Origin of the sequence: Allomesorhizobium camelthorni (genome assembly GCF_011045125.1) — a bacterium.
Lineage (GTDB): Bacteria > Pseudomonadota > Alphaproteobacteria > Rhizobiales > Rhizobiaceae > Allomesorhizobium > Allomesorhizobium camelthorni.
This window is the reverse complement of sequence record NZ_JAAKZF010000002.1, coordinates 182,837-201,867: the sequence shown is the minus strand read 5'-3', so window position 1 is coordinate 201,867 and position 19,031 is coordinate 182,837. Positions and strand designations below refer to the sequence as shown.

The following is a 19,031-nucleotide window of genomic DNA, read 5'->3' as shown; positions in this document are numbered from 1 at the left end:
GGCTGCCTATACCCTCATCGAAGCCATCGAGCGTCCGGAAGCAGCCTTGGATCAGGATAATCCACAGAACGTGATCGTTGCGGGAACCGGGCCGGCTGGGTTGATAGCAGCCCTCGGACTGGCGCATGCCGGCTACCCAGTAATCCTGGCAGGTCCCGAAGTAGGCCGGAATGACGGCCGCACCACGGCGCTGATGGCTCCGGCGCTCAGCTTTCTTGATACGCTCGGCGTTGCCGAAGCGATCAAGGCGAAAGCGGCGCCACTACGCATCATGCGCATCGTCGACGCGACGAACCGGCTGATCCGCAGTCCCGTGGTCACCTTCCATGCCAGCGAGATCGGGGAAGAATTCTTCGGGCTGAACGTGCCCAACCGGGACCTGAACGCGGCGCTGGAACGTGCCGTGGCGTCGCATCCCCGCATCGAGTGGCGGCGGATACTGGTCGCAAGCTGGGCAGTCGGAACGGACCGGATCACGGCGGTTCTGGCCGGCGGCGACGAAGTGTCCGGCACGCTTGCGGTTGCTGCCGACGGGCGCATGTCGCATGCCAGGCAGGCTGCCGGCATCTCAACCTCGACGCGGGCCTACCGCCAAGCCGCGCTGGTCATCAATTTCGCGCATGCCCGGCCGCACGGCTTCATCTCGACCGAATTCCACACTGAAACCGGGCCGTTCACGCAGGTGCCGCTGCCGGGCGACCGTTCGAGCCTGGTCTGGGTGGTCGCGCCCGAAACGGCCGAGGAACTCGCCGCCCTTGACGACGACGCTCTTTCCGCCAGGGTCGAGGAGCGCATGCAGTCGATGCTCGGCCGCGTCCGGGTGAAGCCCGGCCGGCAAATCTATCCGCTGTCGGCGGCGACGCCCGCGCGGTTTGCTCAGAACCGGGTCGCGCTCGTCGGCGAGGCCGCCCATGTTTTCCCGCCCATCGGCGCGCAAGGCTTGAATCTCGGTATCAGGGACGTCGAGCAACTGGTTGCGATTGCAGCGGAAAACCGCACCGATCCGGGTTCGCCGGCAGCGCTTGCCGCCTATGATGCCAGGCGCCGGCCCGATATATTGGCGCGTACCGGTGCGGTCAGCCTGCTGAACCGCTCGCTGCTGTCGAACATGCTGCCGGCACAACTGATGCGTAGCGCAGGCCTCGGAGTGCTCGGCTCCTTCGCGCCGCTGCGGGCATTCTTCATGCGCGAGGGTCTCAGGCCGGGCAGCGGCTTCTCATCGATTTTCTCAAGGGAATAGGTCGGGCGGCAACATGCCGGTGGTGATCGCGTAGAGAAGCGCTGTCACCGTGCCGACAGAAAGGCAGGTGGTGATAAGCACGCTTGCCGAGGCCCGCTCCACCCAGACGCCATATTGCTGGGCAATGACGAAGACGTTGGTCGCCGTGGGCAGCCCCGCCAAGAGCACAGCGGAAAACACCCATATTTCGGAGAAATTGCCCACCCAGCTCAAGACGACGTAGCAGATCAGCGGATGCACGATCAGCTTGAGCGCCGCGATTGGCGCGAGTTCCCTGGGCACGCGCTTGAGCGGCCGTAGCGCCAGCGTCACGCCCATGGCGAACAGCGCGCAGGGCGCGGCGGCGCTGGACAGATATTCGAGAAAGCGCTCGATCGGCAGTGGCGGCCGGAACTCAACCGCCGCCGCAGCCACGCCGACGGCGGTGGCGATGATGAACGGATGCAGCAGGATCTTCTTCGCCACGCCGGCAGCGAGTTGCAGCGGCGGCGTCTTTTCGCCCCCCGACAATGCCATCATCAACGGCGCCATGACGAAATGCATAATGTTTTCGAAGCAGAAGATCAGCGCCACGGGAACCGCGGCTTCAGGACCGAAGGCAAGGAGAGCCAGCCCCGGCCCCATATAGCCGATATTGCCGTAGGCGGCCGCCAGCCCCTTGATGGTGGATTGCGCGATCTCGCCGCGCGACAGCAGCACCGACCCGACGAACATGATGGAAAAGACCATGTAGGTCGAAAACACCGCACCGAAAATGTAGCTCCATTCGGTCAGCCTCTCGATCGGCGTCTTGGCGAGCAGTTGGAAAAACAGAGCGGGCAGCGCGACATAGATGATGAAGGTGTTCATCCAGCCCAGCGCTTCGAGCGGCTGGCGCGTTATCCGCGCCACCAGAAAACCCATGAAGATCAGGCCGAAGAACGGCAGGACGAGCCCGATGACGTCAGACATATGCTCCCCGCCGCGAAACCGGCTTTCGCGCTAACGCGTTGTTCCTCAACGCGTCAAGGGCGTATAAGGTTGAATTTGACGCGGCCCTGCGCCACATAGGCGGAAAAGACTTTCACGTGGAAGAAATGAAGACAGCTAAATTCGCGATTGGCCAGGTGGTGCGGCATCGGCTGTTTCCGTTCCGCGGCGTGATCTACGATGTCGATCCTCAATTCGCCAATACGGAAGAGTGGTACGAAGCAATCCCGGCCGAGGTGCGGCCGCGCAAGGACCAACCATTCTACCACCTGCTCGCCGAAAACGCTGAGACCGAGTACATTGCCTATGTCTCGGAGCAGAACCTGCTTGAGGACCAATCCGGCGAACCGGTGCGGCATCCGCAAATTGGCGAGATCTTTGACAAGACCGCCGACGGCCGATACCGGCCGAAGAGCCATCTAAGCCATTAGGCCGCCATCGCGGGCACAAAAAAGCGGGGCCGAAACCCCGCTTTTTTCGTGTCTTGCTGGATGCGGTCAGTTGGCCGCCTTCGCCTTGTCCTGCTCTTCCTTGAGCTTCTTGGCGAAGTCCTCATTATTCTTGTTGACGAATTCCTGAAGCTTCTTCTGCCGGTCCTCGATATCGGCCTGCTGCAGCGGCGGGCCGTCGAAGGCGCCGGTGAAGCCCTTCAGCGAAACCTTGACCGGGTTCGGCTGGTTCTGGAAATTGACTGAAGTGAGGGTCAGTTCCTGGCCCTTCTTGAAGGACGATACGATCTGGTCGGAAAGCGCCACTTCGGCCACGCAACGGTCCGGGAAGCAGATCACGTAATCGAGCTTCTGCGCCTTGCCGCCATCGATCTGAAGGCCGATGCCGGGAGGCACGAGGCGGCCGGTCGGGACCGTGACCTGAAACACCTTGCGGTTGATCTTGCCCTTGAGTTCTATCAAGCTGATGCCGGTGACGAGCTGACCGCTGGCTGCGGTGGTGATGTTCTGTACATTGCAGATGTCCACGTCCTGCTGCTTGGAGCAGGCCTTGAACCAGCCCTGCGGAATCTGCGGCTGCTGTTGAGCCGCGGCCGGCGAAAGACCGGCGGCGAGCAGCCCGACCACGCCTGCGGCCAAGACCGAAAGGCGGGAAAAGTCGGTTTTCAGGCTCGTCATCTTGTCGATATCCTCTCAAAAGATCTCGGATCGGCCGCTTTCAGCCGAAAGTCACCGCGTACCTGTTGGCCAAATAAGGCAACAGCATGACTGTCGCGGGCGTGTTACACCGCGCGGCAACATGAATCCAGACGCCGCTTTGGATTATTTGGCTTCACGCCCGCCTTATCTCACAATGGCGCCATCGTGATAGGCTGAAACTCGAATCATCCGAAGAATTGACGACAGGACGTTCTAATGCGCCGCCTTTTTCTTGTCCTTTGCGCCGCAATGGCCTTGTCGCCGTTCATAAGCGGGACGGCGAATGCGGAGCCGCGGCACGCGATCGCCATGCAGGGCGAACCGGCACTGCCGCCGGACTACCGGCACTTCTCCTACGTCAATCCGGACGCGCCGAAGGGCGGCAGCATCACCTATTGCGTGATTGGAAGCTTCGACAATCTGAACCCGTTCATCGTCAAGAGTCTGCGCACGACGGCGCGCGGCGTGATCGACACCATATTCGGCAATCTGGTGTTCGAATCGCTGATGACGCGCAATGCCGACGAAGCGTTTTCGCTCTATGGCCTGCTCGCCGAAACGATCGACATCACGCCGGACCGCAAGACCGTCGAGTTCAACCTCAATCCGAATGCGAAATGGTCGGACGGCAAGCCGGTCACGCCGGAGGACGTGCTGTTCACCTACGAGGTCTATACCGAGAAAGGCCGCCCGCCCTACAGCGACCGCATGGCCAAGGTCGCCAAGCTGGAAAAGACCGGCGAGCACTCGGTCCGCTTCACCTTCAACGAGCATGCAGATCGCGAATTTCCGCTGATCATCGCCATGACGCCGATCCTGCCGAAGCATGCCTTCGACAAGGAAACGTTCGACCAGACGACGCTGAAGCCGGTGACCGGCAGCGGCCCCTACAGGATCACCGAAGTCGAGCCCGGCGAGCGCATAATTTTCGAGCGAAACCCCAACTATTGGGGCAAGGACCTTCCCGCCAAGCGCGGTTTCGACAATTACGACCGCATCACCATCGAATATTTCCTGAACGCCAATTCTCAGTTCGAGGCCTTCAAGAAGGGCATATGCTCGGCCTATGCCGGGCCGATTTATACGGGCCTCGATCCAAACCAGGTCGCGCGCGATTTCGATTTTCCCGCATTCAAGGCCGGCGACGTGGTCGTCGAAACCTTCGAGCGGAAGCTGCCGCCGGTCGTCACCGGCTTCCTGTTCAACACGCGGCTGCCAAAATTCGCCGACTCCAAAGTGAGGCGCGCGCTTGCGATGCTCTACGATTTCGAATGGGCCAACAAGAATATATTCGACGGCAAGTTCGAGCGCACCGCGAGCTACTGGCAGAATTCCGAACTGTCAGCACTGGGCCGGCCGGCCAGCGAGAAGGAGAAGACGCTGCTGGCGCCCTTCCCCGGCTCGGTGCTTCCCGAAGTAATGGACGGCACCTGGCGGCCGGCGGTGACGGACGGTTCGGGCCGCGACCGCACCGTCCTCAAGTCGGCGCTCGATCTCCTGAAAAGCGCCGGCTTCGCAATGAACGGCGGCGCCTTGATCGGGCCTGACGGCCAGCCTTTCGGCTTCGAGATACTGACTGCCTCACAGAGCGAAGAGCGCCTCGCCTCGATCTACCAGCGCACGCTGCAGAAACTGGGCATCGCGGTTTCCATCCGCAGCGTCGACGACGCACAGATCCAGCAGCGCAAGCAGCGCTTCGACTTCGAAGTGGTGATCGGCTCGACCGGTTTTTCCGGCACGCTGTCGCCAGGGATCGAACTGATCGGCCGCTGGGGTTCGGAAGCCCGTGATGCGGAAGGCTCTTTCAATTTGGCCGGTGTTGCCGATCCGGCAATAGACACCATGATCGACGCGATGCTCAACGCCCGCGACAAGGAAGACTACGTCGCCGCGGTGCGCACGCTCGACCGTCTGCTGATATCCGGCGCCTACATGGTTCCGATGCAGCACAATACCGAACAGTCCGTCGCCTACTGGGCTTATCTGGCGCATCCGGACAAGACGCCTATATTCGGTTTCCAACTTCCGACCTGGTGGCGAAAGCCCGAATAGTCCAGCGCAAAGGAAAGCCCTATGACCGAACGCCCCGCGATCACCATAGATGTTGTGTCCGATGTCGTCTGCCCCTGGTGCTTCATCGGCCAGAAGCGGCTCGGCCGGGCGCTGGAAGCGGTTCCCGAAATTGATGTCGACGTGCGCTGGCGACCCTATCAGCTCGACCCGACCATTCCGCCCGAAGGCAAGGACCGCAAGGCCTATATGCTGGCGAAATTCGGCAGCGAAGAGCGGCTGCGCGAGATCCACGCTCGCATCGAACCTCTGGGCGCCGAAGAAGGCATCGCCTTCGATTTCGGAGCGATCAAGGTTTCGCCCAACACGCTCGATGCTCACCGCGTGCTGCGCTGGGCAGCTGCTGCCGGCGGCGATTTGCAGGACCGTTTGGCGAAGCGGCTATTCCAGCTCTATTTCGAAGAAGGCGCCAATGTCGGCGATCATGCCGTGCTGATCGAGGCCGCGCGTGAAGTAGGCATGGATGCAGCCGTTGTCGAGACGCTCCTCCCGACCGACGCGGACCGCGACGCGGTGGCGACGGAAGTTGCGACGGCCTCCCGGATGGGCATAACCGGCGTTCCCTGCTTCCTGCTTGAAGGCAGGTATGCGGTCATGGGCGCACAGGATGCCGACACCCTCGTCGACGCGATCAGGCAGGTGGCGGCGGCCAAGGCCCGCGGGGAACTGGAACAGGCGACCTGAAGCGGAGCCTCGGCTCCATCCGTGCCAGAAACCTAGATCCCTGTCTGTCGCGCACCGTCCGCTCGCCGAAGCGGTAGCAATGTCCCTGCAGAGCGCCGCTACCTGTTCTTCTCGTAGCCCTGGCGGATCTCTTCCATCGTCTCGCGGATACGCTCGCGCAGTATCTCGACCGATTCGGTTCCGGATTTCTTGATGATTTCAGCGGCTTCGCTGGCGTTCTTGACGGCGGTCTCGAAGGAACGCCGGGCGAATTCGGCCTGCTTGGTCATCATCTCCTGCGGATTGCCGGGCGCACGGTAGCTCTGCGCCATGTCGGTGATCTCGCTCATCGTGTCCTGCAGGATCTGGCGCTGCTTGGCCATCAGGTTTTGCGCGCCCGACGCCGAGGCCGAAGCCGATTTCTGCAGCGCCTCGAGATTTTTGCGATGGTGGTTGAGGATGGCCTCGACATCAACACTCGGCATCTTCAGGTCGCGGCCGAAATTGCTGAACATATCCATGAAGGATTCGGATTCCGGCTTCTTGGCCATGGCTCTCTCCCTTGCCGCGCGGGCGTTACGAAACGAGAATAGAGCTTTGCCCGGCCGGGTCAATTCGCCAGGAAAAGCAGCTCGCCGACATAGAGCATCAGCCCGGCGATGCCGCCGATCAGCATGCCGTTAAATCGGATATATTGCAGGTCGCGGCCGATATTCATTTCAATCAACCGCGTGAGCTGCGCCAGATCCCAACTCTTGACCTGGTCGGCGACGAAGCCCGATACGCCGCTTTTCTGGCTCTCGACGAAGGAAGCCAGCGCGACGACGAAACCCTGGTTCATGTCGGCGCGGATTTTCCGGTCGCTCGCGAGATGCCGTCCCACTTCGACGAACATCCCGGCGAGATGCTCGCGGATCATCGATTTGGGCGCACTGGCGTCATGCTCGATGACGGAGCGCAGGCTCTCCCACATGTCTTGCGCAAGCTCGCGGAGTTCGGGCCGCGCCAGGAAATCGCGCTTCAGCTTCTCCGCACGTTTGGCGTAATCCTTGGACCTGCGCAGCTTTTCGAGGAAATTGAGCACGAAATGGTCAAATTCCTGCCGCATCGGATGGTGCGGATCGGTCCGCACTTCCTCCAGCAGCAAGCCGGCCGAAGCGACGATCTTCTTCAGGAGATAGGCATCGGCGCGAAACAGATTGAACACCGTAGGCAGTTCCTCGCGGATTTTCTCGCGCATCGCGGCCAGCGCCTCGTCGTCGGCAAGGAATCTCCCAACGACCTTGGTGAACTCGTCGAACAGTTTCTGATGGCGGCGGTCGTCGGTGAAGGCCGACAGCAACTCGGCGGCCAATGGCGCGACCGGCACCTTCTCGACCTGCTCGACAATTCTTTGTGTAACGAAGTCGCGCAGGCCGGACCGCTCGACGGCCGACAGGGTCTGCGGCACAAGCCGCGCGACGAAGCGCGACAGGCCGGCCGCGCGCTCCGGATCGGACAGCCAGTCGGCGACGAGCGCAGCGAAATCCACCTCGTTCAGCTTTTCCCGCACCGGGCCGGGCGCCAGAAAATTGACCTCGATGAAGCGGCCGAGATTGTCGGCGATGCGGCTTTGGTTTTCCGGGATGATGGCCGTGTGCGGGATCGGCAGGCCGAGCGGCCGCCTGAACAGCGCCACCACCGCATACCAGTCCGCGAGGCCGCCGATCGTCGCCGCCTCGGCGAATGCCGCGACGAAGCCCAGCCAGGGCAGGATTGGCTGGAAATATTTGGTGATCGCGAAGACCGCGACGCAGAGCGCGAGTGCGCCGGTGGCGATGAACTTGGTGCGCCGCAGCGCAGCGAGCTTGGCGGCGTCGTCGGCGCTGAAACCAATCGCCGCTCCGATGGGCGCATCATATCCGGTCGAAGACATCCGCGGTACTCCCTGCTGGCCTCCATCGCCAACCTAGTGTCCTCGCCGGACATTTACACGCCGGCTGAGCGATGAAGGTCTCCGCGAGGCAGGAACAGTTCATTCAGCGTTTGCGCCGAGAAATCTCTCGGCCTTTCGTAGGGGCAGCGTGCTGGACAGTTGCAATCTGCCGGGGCGGTCTATTTTATGCAGCATCCGCATTCGGCGACGGGGGAAGATTCCTGCGCCGGCGGAACGATAGTTTTGGGAGGAATTCACGATGAAGAAGCTCATCGCCGCTCTGGCAGCGGCCGCAGCCGTTACGCTCTATTCGTTCGCCGCGGGCGCGCAGGCCTATCCGGAACGCACCATCACCGTCGTGGTGCCGTTTTCGGCGGGCGGGCCGACCGATACCGTCACGCGCCTCGTCGCCGAAGCGATGTCCAAGGATCTCGGCCAGCAGGTGCTCGTCGAAAATGTCGGCGGCGCGGGCGGCACGCTCGGCGCCAAGCGCGTGGCGGATGCCGAACCCGATGGCTACACGCTGCTGCTCTACCACATCGGCATGGCGACCAGCGCGACGCTCTACCGCAACCTGCCTTACGACACGCTGAACGCCTTCGAATATATCGGCCTCGTCACCGAGGTTCCGATGACGATCCTTGCCAAGAAAGACATGGAAGCCGACACTTTGGCCGAACTCGTAGATTACGCCAAGGCCAACGCCGACAAGGTCACGGTCGCCAACGCCGGCATCGGCGCGGCCTCTCATTTGTGCGGCATGCTGTTCATGAGCGCGATCGGCACCCCGCTTGTCACCGTCCCCTACAAGGGCACCGGCCCGGCGATGACCGATCTGCTTGGCGGCCAGGTCGACATCATGTGCGACCAGACCACCAACACGACCAAGCAGATCCAGGCCGGCACCGTGAAAGCCTATGCCGTTACCACCCCTGAGCGTCTCGACGTCCTGCCCGACGTACCCACGACCGCAGAAGGCGGTCTGACCGGCATGGAGTTCGGCATCTGGCACGGCCTCTACGCGCCGAAGGGCACGCAGGCCGACATCGTTGACCGCCTCTCGAAGTCACTGCAGGTCGCGCTCAAGGACGAGAATGTCGCTGCCCGTTTCGCCGAACTCGGCACCAAGCCGTCGTCTGAACCCGATGCTACTCCCGAAGCGCTAAAGGCCAAGCTCGAAAGTGAAATCGCGCGCTGGAAGCCGGTTATCGACGCTGCCGGCCAATACGCTGATTGATGGTGTCGGGCGGGGCGCCTATGGTACCCCGCTTTCCTCCGGCAGCGGCGAGCGGCGGCGCGATCACATTGCATCCGGACTGAATGGAGGAGATGAGCATGGCCGTCGACCGTCCAAATGCGCTTTGCGGCACGATTTTCGTGGCGCTGGGCGCGTTCTTCGCCTGGCAATCGCTCAATCTCGAGATCGGCAGCGCCTTCCGCATGGGACCGGGCTTCTTCCCGCTCGGCCTCGCCTCGATCCTGATTCTTTTGGGTCTCGTTATCATCGGCTACGCGTTTCGCGTGGGGGGTGAGCCGGTCGGCGCGATTGCCTGGCGCGGTATCGTCCTCATCCTGCCCGCGCCGATCTTCTTCGGATTGACGGTCCGTGGCCTGGGTTTCGTGCCTGCGATCTTCTTCACCGCGCTGATCGCCTCCTTCGCGTCGGCGAAGATGCGGCTCGTTCCAGCCGTCCTCCTGTCGGCGGCGCTCACGGTCTTCACGGCATTCGTTTTCGTGCAGGCTCTTGGCCTGCCCTTCCGCCTTTTCGGCCCCTGGCTGTAGGAGCCGCCACGATGGACCTTTTCGACAATCTTTCACTCGGCTTCAGTACAGCCACCACGCTCTTCAATCTCGGCTTTTGCCTGATGGGCGTGCTGCTCGGCACGCTGATCGGCGTGCTGCCGGGAATTGGCCCGACCGCCACGATCGCGATGCTGTTGCCGATCACCTTTCAGATCGGCGATCCGGTTTCCTCGCTGATCATGCTCGCCGGCATCTATTACGGCGCGCAGTATGGCGGGTCGACGACCGCTATCCTGATCAACCTGCCCGGCGAATCCTCGTCGGCCGTCACAGCAATCGACGGCTACCAGATGGCGCGAAAGGGCCGCGCCGGCGCTGCGCTTGCCGTCGCCGCCATCGGCTCCTTCTTCGCAGGCACCGTCTCTACCTTTCTCGTCGCGCTGCTTGCGCCGCCGCTGACCGCGATTGCCCTCCAGTTCGGCGCGGCCGAGTATTTTTCGCTGATGGTGGTCGGCCTGGTCTCGTCGGTGGCGCTGGCGCACGGGTCCATCATCAAGGCGCTAGCCATGGTGGTCCTTGGCTTGCTTCTCGGACTCGTCGGAACCGACATCTACAGCGGCGCGCCGCGGTTCAACCTCGGCATCCGCGAATATTCGGACGGGCTGAACTTCGTCGCGGTGGCCGTCGGCGTGTTCGGCATCGCCGAAATCCTGCGCAATCTGGAGGATGAGCACGAGCGGACGGTCCTGATCAAAAGCGTTACCGGCCTGATGCCGACCCGCGACGACTGGCGGCGCATGGTCGCGCCGATTTTGCGCGGCACGGCGCTTGGCTCCGCGCTCGGAATCCTGCCCGGTGGCGGCGCTATCCTCGCCTCATTTGCCTCTTATACCGTCGAAAAGCGCGTTTCCAAACATCCGGAGGAATTCGGCAAGGGCGCCATCGAGGGCGTCGCCGGGCCGGAATCGGCCAATAATGCGGGCGCGCAGACCTCCTTCATTCCGCTTCTGACGCTGGGCATCCCTGCCAATCCGGTCATGGCGCTGATGATCGGCGCGATGATCATCCAGGGCATCGTGCCCGGCCCCAACGTCGCGACCGAACAGCCGGCCCTATTCTGGGGCATCATCGCCTCGATGTGGATCGGCAATTTGATGCTGATCGTGCTCAACCTGCCATTGATCGGGCTCTGGGTGAAGTTGCTCACGATCCCCTATTACGTGCTTTTCCCAATCATCATGGGTTTCTGCTCGATCGGCGTCTACAGCGTCAATTCGAACGTCTACGACCTTTACTCGGTCGCCTTCTTCGGAATACTCGGCTATGCGCTGGTAAAGCTTCGCTGCGAACCGGCGCCGTTGCTCCTGGGCTTCGTGCTCGGCCCCCTGCTCGAAGAGAACCTGCGGCGCGCGATGATCATCTCGCGCGGCGATCCGAGCGTCTTCGTGACCCGGCCGATCAGCGCCACGCTGCTCTTCATCGCGCTTGCCGTGCTGGTCGTCGTCTTCCTGCCGGCAGTCAGAAAGAAGCGCGAAGAGGTCTTCGTCGAGGAAAGCTGATTTCCGGCAAGCCTGCCAGGCTCAGGTGAACATGCGCTCCGCTGGAGACATAAAGAATCCACGCCTGCCGGCAACAGGCGGATCGAGGTCGATGACGCCGACGGTTTCGCCTTCCTCGAAGGATAGCATCGCGTCGAAGCGGCGGGCCAGCGCCTTCATCGCCTCATTGTGCGGGTGGGTGGTGACCCTGAGCTTGGTGTAGCCGAGACCGCGGGCATTGCCGATAAGCCGTTCGAACAGCCGCCGGCCTATGCCCATATGCTGCAATTTGCGTTCGACGCTGAAGGCGATCTCGCCGGTCGGCTCGGGCAGTTCCGGGCGCTCGTGCAGTTCGGCGGCACCCAGAACCTTGTCGCCTTCGACATAACCTATGACGGTCGTGCCCTGGGCAAAACAGCGCTCCGCATAGGACGCCACGTAATTGTCGTCCGCCATGCCATTGAACCGGTCGCGGCGGCTTTCCGAATCCAGCCTCAGCAGATGGTCGCGAAACCGCGGCAGGTCCGAGGGCCTGAGTTGCCGGATCGTGCCTGGCGGAAAAGTGGTGAAGGGCGATTGCATGTCGTAGTCCTCATGGGTCCTCCCAGAGTCGACGACGATCGACACGGCCATATGTTGTGCACTGCAGCATGAATTGCAAGATCGCGCCGGTTCTCTCCCAATGTCGAGAGGAGAAGGTCGTCTCCACCACTTCGGGTGTAAACATGATCACATTTGTCATGTTTGTGATCACTCTTGTCTGGAATTATTCCAAACTATAGGCCATATTCAGGTGAAGCACTGCTTTGCGAAGGAACGACGATGCGGCTAACCCGCCAGACCAACTATGCCATGCGCATTCTGATGTATTGCGCGGTCAATGAAGGCCGACTCAGCCGGATTCCGGAGATCGCCAGCTCCTATTCGGTGTCGGAGCTCTTCCTGTTCAAGATCCTGCAGCCGCTCGTCGAACATGGCCTTGTCGAAACGGTGCGCGGCCGCAATGGCGGCGTACGGCTCGGCAGGCCGGCCGAGACGATCAGCCTGTTCGACGTCGTGCGCGTGACCGAAGAGAGTTTCGCCATGGCCGAGTGCTTCGAGACCGACGCTGCCGAATGCCCGCTGGTCGACAGCTGCGGGCTGAATGCGGCGCTGCGCGAGGCGCTGAACGCGTTTTTCGCAGTGCTGGCGCGCCATTCGATCGCCGACCTTGTCGCATCGAAGCAGGACATGCGCACACGACTCGGCATCGATTTCCTGCCGGAGCGGCCCGCCCCCGCTTCGGCGGCTTAAGCTAAAGCGCCGCCGACTGCGGCAACACGAACGGCGTGTTTCCGGCGGGCAACGCCCCGACCTTCAACCGGCACTCGAACACCCTTGAGATCAGCTCGTCGCTCAGCACGGATTGCGGCGAGCCGGCAGCGGCCAGGCCCCCGCGATGCATGACGAAGATGCGGTCGGCAAACATCGCCGCCAGATTGAGGTCGTGCAGGATCGCCACCACGCCCCCGCCACGCCGTGCGAAATCGCGCGCGATGTTCATGATGATGAGCTGATGCTTGATATCAAGGCTGGAAACCGGCTCGTCGAGAAGCAGGTAGCGCGGGCTGCCGTCGAGCACCGGCGCCCAGACCTGGCAGAGCACGCGCGCAAGCTGGACGCGCTGCTGCTCGCCGCCGGAGAGTTCCTGGTAGAAGCGGCCGGCAAAGCCGTCGAGATCGACGCGAGCTAGCGCACGGTCGGGCAGCCTTTCGTCCTCGCCCGGAAGCACGCCCGAACGCCCGCCGGTCAGGCCGAGTTTTACGACCTCGTGCACGGTGAACGGGAAGGAAAGCGCGGTCGCCTGCGGCAGCACGGCGCGCATCGCCGCCGCCTGCCAGGGTTTCATCGCGGCGATGTCCCTGCCGTTGATGCTGATATTGCCTGTATAAGGCAGATCGCCTGAAACCGCTTTCAGGAAGGTGGTCTTGCCTGAGCCGTTGGGACCGACAATGGCGGCCATCTCCCCTGGCCGGATCTCGAAGTCGACATCGGCGATTATCCGCTTGCGGCCAATCGATACCGAGATGTTGCGTGCTTCAATCATCGGGCGGCCTCAGAGGTCGACGATGCCGCGCTTGCGCAGCAATATCCACAGGAAGAACGGACCGCCAACGGCCGCCGTGATGATGCCGATTGGCAGTTCGGCAGGCGCGACGATCGTGCGGCTGACGGCGTCGGCGAGCAGTAGCAGCGAAGCGCCGAGAAGCGCTGAGGCTGGCAGCAGATAGCGGTTGTCCGGCCCGATCAGCAGGCGAAGCAGATGCGGCACGACGATGCCGATGAAACCGATGCCGCCGCTGACGGCGACCGACGCGCCGGTAGCCGCGGCTACCGCGACGATTGCCACATATTTAAGCCGCTGCACCGGAATTCCGAGATGATTTGCCGTCGCCTCGCCGAGCGACAGGGCATTCAGCCCGCGCGCCAGGAAGGGCGAGACGGCCAGGCCCAGCGCGATGATCGGCCCCGCCGCCGCTATCTTGCCCCATGTGGCGCCGGCGAGCGAGCCGAGCTGCCAGAACGTCAGGTCGCGCAGCTGCCGGTCGTCGGCCATGAATATCAGCATGCCGGTCAACGCCAGCGCCATGGCGCCCAGCGCGATGCCGGCAAGCAGCATGGTGGCGACGGATGTCTGGCCGCGCCGCGTTGAAACGCGGTAGAGCACCAGCGTCACGGCAAGTCCGCCCAGGAAAGCAGCAGTCGGCAACGCGTAGATGCCAAGCAAGCCGGTCAGCGGCGCGAGCACCGTGCCGCCGAGCACGATCACTGAGACCGCGCCAAGGCTCGCGCCATTCGAAACGCCGACAATGCCGGGATCGGCGAGCGGGTTACGAAACAGGCCCTGCATCACAGCGCCCGATACGGCGAGCGCGGCGCCGATCAGAACGCCAAGAGCGACGCGCGGCAGGCGAATGTCATAGACGATGATGCGATCTCGCGCCGAAAGAGCGTCGGCCGGTGACGATGACGGAAACAGCCAGTCGCGCGCCACGGCGAAGGCGGATGCGTCGGATGCGCCTGACGCCAGGCTGAACAGCACCGTCAGCGCGAGCACCACACACAGCGCCGCGATCACAAGCCTGGCGCGCCCCGAACGGTCGCCGTCGGTCGCGCGGTTTTTCATAAGGCCGAACGGGCCGGCGGCCGCATGGTCGGTCACATTCTGTCCGATCAGTCCTTGATCCGGTCGCCGTAAAGCGCGACCGCGAGGTCATGGATGGCATTCGTGGTGCGCGGTCCGAAGCCGAGCAGATATTGTCCGTCCATGCGGATAAGCGCTTTGGCCTGGCCCGCGGGTGTCGAAGCAATCGCGGGATGGGCAAACGGATCGACATTCGCCGAAGGATCGCCGCCGCCGCGATCCATCATCAGGATGACATCGGGCCTGGCAGTCAGCGCAGCTTCGTCGGAAAGCTGCTTGTAGCCGGAGAAGCCTTCGGTCGCGTTCACACCGCCGGCGAACGAAATGATGCCGTTTGCCGCCGTGTCGCTGCCGGAAGCCAGGATCTTGCCGCCCTGCATGCTGAGGATGAAGAGCACCCGCTTGCGCTCGGTTATGCCGTCGGTGAGTTTTTCGGCGGCTTCGAGCTTCGCAGCGACCGAATCCGCCAACGCTTCGGCCTTCGCATCCGTACCGAGCGCTTTTCCGACGATCCGGATTTTTTCGAGAATGCCTTCGCTGTCGAACGTCTCCGGCACTTCGATGAACGGGACGCTGGCCTTCTTCAGCACGTCGACCGCCTCTTTCGGGCCGCTGCCGGCAAGCGCCAGAATGCCCGACGGATTGACCGACAGGACCCCTTCCGGCGACAGGGCCCGCATGTAGCCGACATCGGGGAGCTTCAGCGCCGCTTCGGGATAGATACTGGTCGAATCGCGAGCGATCAGCCGCCCTTCCTCGCCGAGCGCAAAGATTATCTCCGTGATCGAACCGCCGATCGAGACGATCCGCGACTTGTCGGCAAACACCGTTTGGCCTTCCTCGGCCTTTGCGGGCGCAGCAGCCAAAACCGCGACCAGCGCAACGGCGCCAAGACACCGCATCAAAAGCGTCAAGCTCGTCATGGCTTGCTCCTCAGGCGGCCGTGGACCGCGGAATGCGCGGCAGGTTTTCGGCGAGGAACCGCCAGTCGTCACGCTCGCCCTCGCCTTCATGGCGCTTGCCGAAGAACTGGATGATCATCTTTCCGTCAGCGCCATAGGCCTCGAGCGAGGTGACGTGCCCGTCCTTCGTCGGCTTGCGAACCGCCCACACCTCGGCGATGTGATCGGTCCTCAGATGCAGGTGGAATGTCTCGTCAAGAATGTTGATCCATGGACCCATGGCCTTGATGTTCTGTACCGGCCCCGAATGGATCTGGATGCAGCCGCGATTGCCGACAAAGCACATGATCGGGATCTCGCCCTGGGCAGCGTGGTTGAGCATCGCCGTGACTGCGTCATTGTCGATCTGCCATGCGTAATCCTGGCCGATCATCCTCACTGCCTGACGGCGGCTCAGCTTCAATGAACGCAGCATACCGAAGAACTGGTGCACGTCGGTGAGCTTGCTCCAACGCTCGCGGAGATCGTCTAATGCCTCCGCACCCGGCTGTGTCTCCGCGGCCTCGCCGTCTATCGGTTCGATCGCCACGCGTTGGGACTGATCCGTCGAGGAAAGGCCGGCGACCAGCTTCTGATAAGCGTAAAGGCTGGATGCGGGACGCAGATGGATCTTGTGCACCGCCTCGCCCGACGTGTCGAAGAACTGCAGGCTGCGCCTGATCTCATCGCCGTCGCGCTTTTCGACAGCGAAGCCGTGCGCCCAGATTTTCGGAAAGATGCGCAGGTCGATGTTTTCCCCCAGGACCATCGCATTGTGCGGACCCGTTACGACCTTGTCATAGACGCCGATCTTTTCATGGACCGCACTTTCGTTGCGGGTCAGCGCCATGACCTCTCCGACGGCTTCGAGACCGGTCAGAAGATCGTCGACGCGCGGATCGATGCGCTGAACGCCGTCGCCGCAATGGGCCGCGACCAATTCGGCTTCGGAGATGCCTAGCTGGCCCGCCAGATCGCGCTCGCGCATTTTCGGATTGTCGGCTCTCGCCAGACGGATTTCGTGCGGCGCGGGTTTGACGCGAGCGTCCATGGGAACGGTCCCTACTTGTTGAGAATGAGCTTGCCCTGGCGGGTGATCTTCAGGCGGTAGAGCGACCCGGCATGGCTGATGCCGATCTCGTGCTCGCCTGAGAACAGCGCCGAACTGGCGACGACCCGCGTTGGGCGGTGCATGGGTTCGACCTGCCTGGGCGCCTCGATCGCAGCCCTCCTGTAGCGATGATGGAAGTTGTCGTGGTTGTGACTGTTCATGACCTTCCCGGTCCTTTCCCGATCGTCGGCGGCCGCCGAAATCAATCTTGACTCAAAACTTCATGTTCAATAGTCAGTGCAATACCGGACTAAATGAGTCAAGATTTAAAACGTTCCGGGATCGATGAAAATGCCAGCAAGCACCAAGCCAGCCCGCATCAAAATGCATACACCAGGAGTTTGGGACATGGGGTTGGCGGCTCGGAATATGGCTGCGCTGATGAGCGGCGCGGCGATGACGGCGTTTGTGGGGATGGGGGCGGCGAAAGCCCAGGAAGTCCAGACGAACCAGGAAGAAAAACAAGGCCGAGTGACGATACTGCAGCGGATCGTCGTCGGCGCCGGCGTGGACAAGGTGGCGATCGACACGCCCCAGGCCGTTTCAGTCATCGAGCAGGAAGACATCGACCGCGCACAGCCGACGACCATCGGCGACGTGTTCGATCAGATTCCGGGCGTCAACGTTTCGGGCAGCGACCGCGTCTTCGGCGAGACCTTCAACATCAGGGGCATCGGCGCCCCTGAATCGGCCAACGAGGAAGGCCGCATCATCGTCACCGTCGACGGCGCCATCAAATTCTTCGAGCAGTACCGCATGGGCGGCTTCTTCTCCGATCCCGAACTCTACAAGCGTGTCGAGGTGCTGCGCGGTCCCGCATCCTCGACGCTCTACGGCTCGGGCGCGCTCGGCGGCGTCATCAATTTCACCACCAAGGACGCCGCCGACTTTATCGCGGACGGACAGAACGGAGCTTTGCGGCTCAAGGGCGGCTACAATTCGAACAAAAATGGCTGGCTTGGATCGGTCCTCCTCGCCCAGCGCTTGAACGAAAGCGCCGAATTCCTGTTCGAGGGCAATTACCGCCGAGCCGACTCCTATTTTACCGGGGATGGCACCGAAGTGCCGAGCTCGAATTTCGATGCCTGGTCCGGCCTCGCCAAAGGCACCTTCAAGGTGGGCGACGAAGGCACTCTGCGGCTTTCCTACCAGCAATGGGATTCCGACGCGGACGACCAGGATTATGCACAGGTCGGCACCCAATCGATGTTCGGAACGGTGGATCGACACGTCATCGACAAGACGGGGATCATCTCATACGAGAATCCGTTCTCGGACAATGATTGGCTGGATCTGAAGGTCTCGGCCTCATTCTCCGATACGACGGTCGATCAGACGGATGCCTCGGGCAATCCGATGTTCGGCCTCACCTGCGCGACGAGCGTGCTCTTCTGCGACTCCGAATACGGCTATCAAACCTGGCAATTCAACGTCCAGAACACGACGGAGTGGCAGGGTGGAAACTGGGAGAATTTCCTGACCTACGGCTGGCAAAGCGCCTACCAGATACGGACCGCCGACGCTGTAGACGTGTTAGGGAACCCCTTGCCGATCACCTTCCATCCGGAAGGCACGGACGTCAAAACCGGCATTTTCGTGCAGGACGAGTTCGTGTGGGATGAAAGGCTTACCCTCATCCCCGGCATGCGTCTCGACTGGCATGAATTGTCGCCGGAGGGTTCGATCATCGGCGCGGAGGAAACAGACGATACCGCCTTCTCGCCGAAGATCGCAGCGTACTACAGATTCAACGAGACTTTGGCGGTGTTCGGCTCCATCGCGCATACGGAGCGCTTCCCGACACTCGACGAAACCTTCTCGACCAGTTCCTCCAGCAGCTTTTTCAATCCGAGCCTTGATCTCATCAAGGAGCGGTCGAACAACTTCGAACTCGGCTTCGCCTTGTCGGGTTACGATCTCGCCCAGTCCGGAGACAGTCTTCAGTTGAAGACGACGGGGTTCTACAACGACATCAAGGATCTCATAACCAGAAACCCGGATCTGGTTCCCGGATTCAACAACCTGCCCGGTTATGTCAACGTCAACAGGGCGGAGATCTACGGCGCCGAAGTCGAACTCGCCTACGACGCTGACTACTTCTTCGCGAATGCCGGCTATTCCTATCTCCAGGGCAAGGACAAGGACACCGGCAACTACCTGACCACCATCGCCCCGGACGAATTGTCGTTCACGCTTGGTGGGAAACTCCCCGAGCACGATCTGGTATTCGGCTGGAAGGCGCGTGTCGTGTCCGGACCGCAGGATCCGGACCGGGATTCATCCGGTCCGCTGCCACCGCCGAACGCGTCCTCGACGCGTTTCTCGGAAGCGTTCGACGTCCACGACATCTTCCTCACCTGGACGCCGCAGGACGGCGAGTTCAAGGGGTGGGAGGCCAATCTCGGCGTCGATAACATTTTCGACAAGCAGTACAAAGAGTTCCTCTCGAACGATCCGGCCAAGGGCCGGACCTTCAAGATTTCCCTCGCAAAACAAATTGGTTGGTGAT

The 19,031-nt window shown here is 62.1% G+C and carries 19 protein-coding genes; 9 read left to right on the top strand and 10 right to left on the bottom strand.

Annotated elements, in window-relative coordinates; genetic code table 11:
• Positions 1-46: 46 nt before the first annotated feature.
• Entirely contained in the window at positions 47-1,240 is a 1,194-nt protein-coding gene (locus G6N73_RS03400) for a UbiH/UbiF family hydroxylase (RefSeq protein ID WP_165023374.1), read from the top strand.
• Here the strand turns inward: G6N73_RS03400 and G6N73_RS03395 are convergent.
• Positions 1,229-2,191: an AEC family transporter gene (locus G6N73_RS03395; protein WP_165023369.1), complete on the bottom strand. Its 963-nt coding sequence runs from the start codon at positions 2,189-2,191 to the stop codon at positions 1,229-1,231. The two genes, G6N73_RS03400 and G6N73_RS03395, sit on opposite strands and share 12 nt — an antisense overlap.
• A gap of 125 nt (positions 2,192-2,316) precedes the next feature.
• Between G6N73_RS03395 and hspQ the strand changes: the two genes are divergently transcribed.
• Positions 2,317-2,640: a heat shock protein HspQ gene (gene hspQ, locus G6N73_RS03390; RefSeq protein WP_040586384.1), complete on the top strand. Its 324-nt coding sequence runs from the start codon at positions 2,317-2,319 to the stop codon at positions 2,638-2,640.
• 66 nt (positions 2,641-2,706) lie between these two features.
• On the opposite strand, the gene G6N73_RS03385 is transcribed toward hspQ, so the two are convergent.
• On the bottom strand, positions 2,707-3,336 hold the full coding sequence (locus G6N73_RS03385; protein ID WP_165023366.1) for an invasion associated locus B family protein: 630 nt from the start codon (positions 3,334-3,336) through the stop codon (positions 2,707-2,709).
• A 270-nt stretch (positions 3,337-3,606) separates the two neighbouring features.
• Here G6N73_RS03385 and G6N73_RS03380 point away from each other — a divergent pair, with 270 nt between their 5' ends.
• Both G6N73_RS03380 and G6N73_RS03375 read left to right on the top strand, forming a co-directional pair.
• Positions 3,607-5,409, top strand: coding sequence for an extracellular solute-binding protein (locus tag G6N73_RS03380; RefSeq protein WP_425484042.1), 1,803 nt, complete (start codon positions 3,607-3,609; stop codon positions 5,407-5,409).
• A gap of 21 nt (positions 5,410-5,430) precedes the next feature.
• Positions 5,431-6,111, top strand: coding sequence for a DsbA family oxidoreductase (locus tag G6N73_RS03375; protein ID WP_165023361.1), 681 nt, complete (start codon positions 5,431-5,433; stop codon positions 6,109-6,111).
• Between the two features lie 98 nt (positions 6,112-6,209).
• Here G6N73_RS03375 and G6N73_RS03370 read toward each other — a convergent pair whose 3' ends face one another.
• Positions 6,210-6,641 (bottom strand): phasin family protein, encoded by a 432-nt coding sequence (locus G6N73_RS03370; RefSeq protein WP_165023358.1) that lies wholly within the window; start codon positions 6,639-6,641, stop codon positions 6,210-6,212.
• Positions 6,642-6,700: 59 nt separating this feature from the next.
• Positions 6,701-8,005, bottom strand: a complete 1,305-nt coding sequence (locus G6N73_RS03365) for a DUF445 domain-containing protein (protein WP_165023354.1) — start codon at positions 8,003-8,005, stop codon at positions 6,701-6,703.
• 259 nt (positions 8,006-8,264) lie between these two features.
• On the opposite strand from G6N73_RS03365, the gene G6N73_RS03360 reads away from it, so the two are divergent.
• From G6N73_RS03360 to G6N73_RS03350, 3 genes are all read left to right on the top strand, one after another.
• On the top strand, positions 8,265-9,242 hold the full coding sequence (locus tag G6N73_RS03360; protein WP_165023351.1) for a tripartite tricarboxylate transporter substrate binding protein BugD: 978 nt from the start codon (positions 8,265-8,267) through the stop codon (positions 9,240-9,242).
• Between the two features lie 98 nt (positions 9,243-9,340).
• Complete coding sequence (locus G6N73_RS03355; protein ID WP_425484037.1) at positions 9,341-9,787, top strand: tripartite tricarboxylate transporter TctB family protein; 447 nt, start codon at positions 9,341-9,343, stop codon at positions 9,785-9,787.
• Between the two features lie 11 nt (positions 9,788-9,798).
• Complete coding sequence (locus tag G6N73_RS03350; RefSeq protein ID WP_165023346.1) at positions 9,799-11,307, top strand: tripartite tricarboxylate transporter permease; 1,509 nt, start codon at positions 9,799-9,801, stop codon at positions 11,305-11,307.
• Between the two features lie 21 nt (positions 11,308-11,328).
• Here the strand turns inward: G6N73_RS03350 and G6N73_RS03345 are convergent, their stop codons facing one another.
• Positions 11,329-11,919 (bottom strand): GNAT family N-acetyltransferase, encoded by a 591-nt coding sequence (locus G6N73_RS03345; protein ID WP_246251583.1) that lies wholly within the window; start codon positions 11,917-11,919, stop codon positions 11,329-11,331.
• 189 nt (positions 11,920-12,108) lie between these two features.
• Here G6N73_RS03345 and rirA point away from each other — a divergent pair, with 189 nt between their 5' ends.
• Positions 12,109-12,579 (top strand): iron-responsive transcriptional regulator RirA, encoded by a 471-nt coding sequence (gene rirA, locus G6N73_RS03340; protein ID WP_165023343.1) that lies wholly within the window; start codon positions 12,109-12,111, stop codon positions 12,577-12,579.
• Position 12,580: 1 nt separating this feature from the next.
• On the opposite strand, the gene G6N73_RS03335 is transcribed toward rirA, so the two are convergent.
• From G6N73_RS03335 to hemP, 5 genes are read right to left on the bottom strand one after another with little or no spacing between them, the layout of a single operon-like run.
• The gene (locus G6N73_RS03335) at positions 12,581-13,372 is read right to left on the bottom strand and encodes a heme ABC transporter ATP-binding protein (protein WP_165023340.1); all 792 of its coding nucleotides are present in this window, start codon (positions 13,370-13,372) and stop codon (positions 12,581-12,583) included.
• A gap of 9 nt (positions 13,373-13,381) precedes the next feature.
• Positions 13,382-14,452 (bottom strand): FecCD family ABC transporter permease, encoded by a 1,071-nt coding sequence (locus G6N73_RS03330; protein WP_165023616.1) that lies wholly within the window; start codon positions 14,450-14,452, stop codon positions 13,382-13,384.
• A 47-nt stretch (positions 14,453-14,499) separates the two neighbouring features.
• Entirely contained in the window at positions 14,500-15,393 is an 894-nt protein-coding gene (locus G6N73_RS03325) for a heme/hemin ABC transporter substrate-binding protein (protein ID WP_165023337.1), read from the bottom strand.
• Between the two features lie 10 nt (positions 15,394-15,403).
• Positions 15,404-16,462 (bottom strand): hemin-degrading factor, encoded by a 1,059-nt coding sequence (locus tag G6N73_RS03320; RefSeq protein ID WP_165023335.1) that lies wholly within the window; start codon positions 16,460-16,462, stop codon positions 15,404-15,406.
• A gap of 11 nt (positions 16,463-16,473) precedes the next feature.
• The gene (gene hemP, locus G6N73_RS03315) at positions 16,474-16,683 is read right to left on the bottom strand and encodes a hemin uptake protein HemP (protein WP_165023332.1); all 210 of its coding nucleotides are present in this window, start codon (positions 16,681-16,683) and stop codon (positions 16,474-16,476) included.
• A 187-nt stretch (positions 16,684-16,870) separates the two neighbouring features.
• On the opposite strand from hemP, the gene G6N73_RS03310 reads away from it, so the two are divergent.
• Entirely contained in the window at positions 16,871-19,030 is a 2,160-nt protein-coding gene (locus G6N73_RS03310; protein ID WP_165023329.1) for a TonB-dependent receptor domain-containing protein, read from the top strand.
• Position 19,031: the final 1 nt, after the last annotated feature.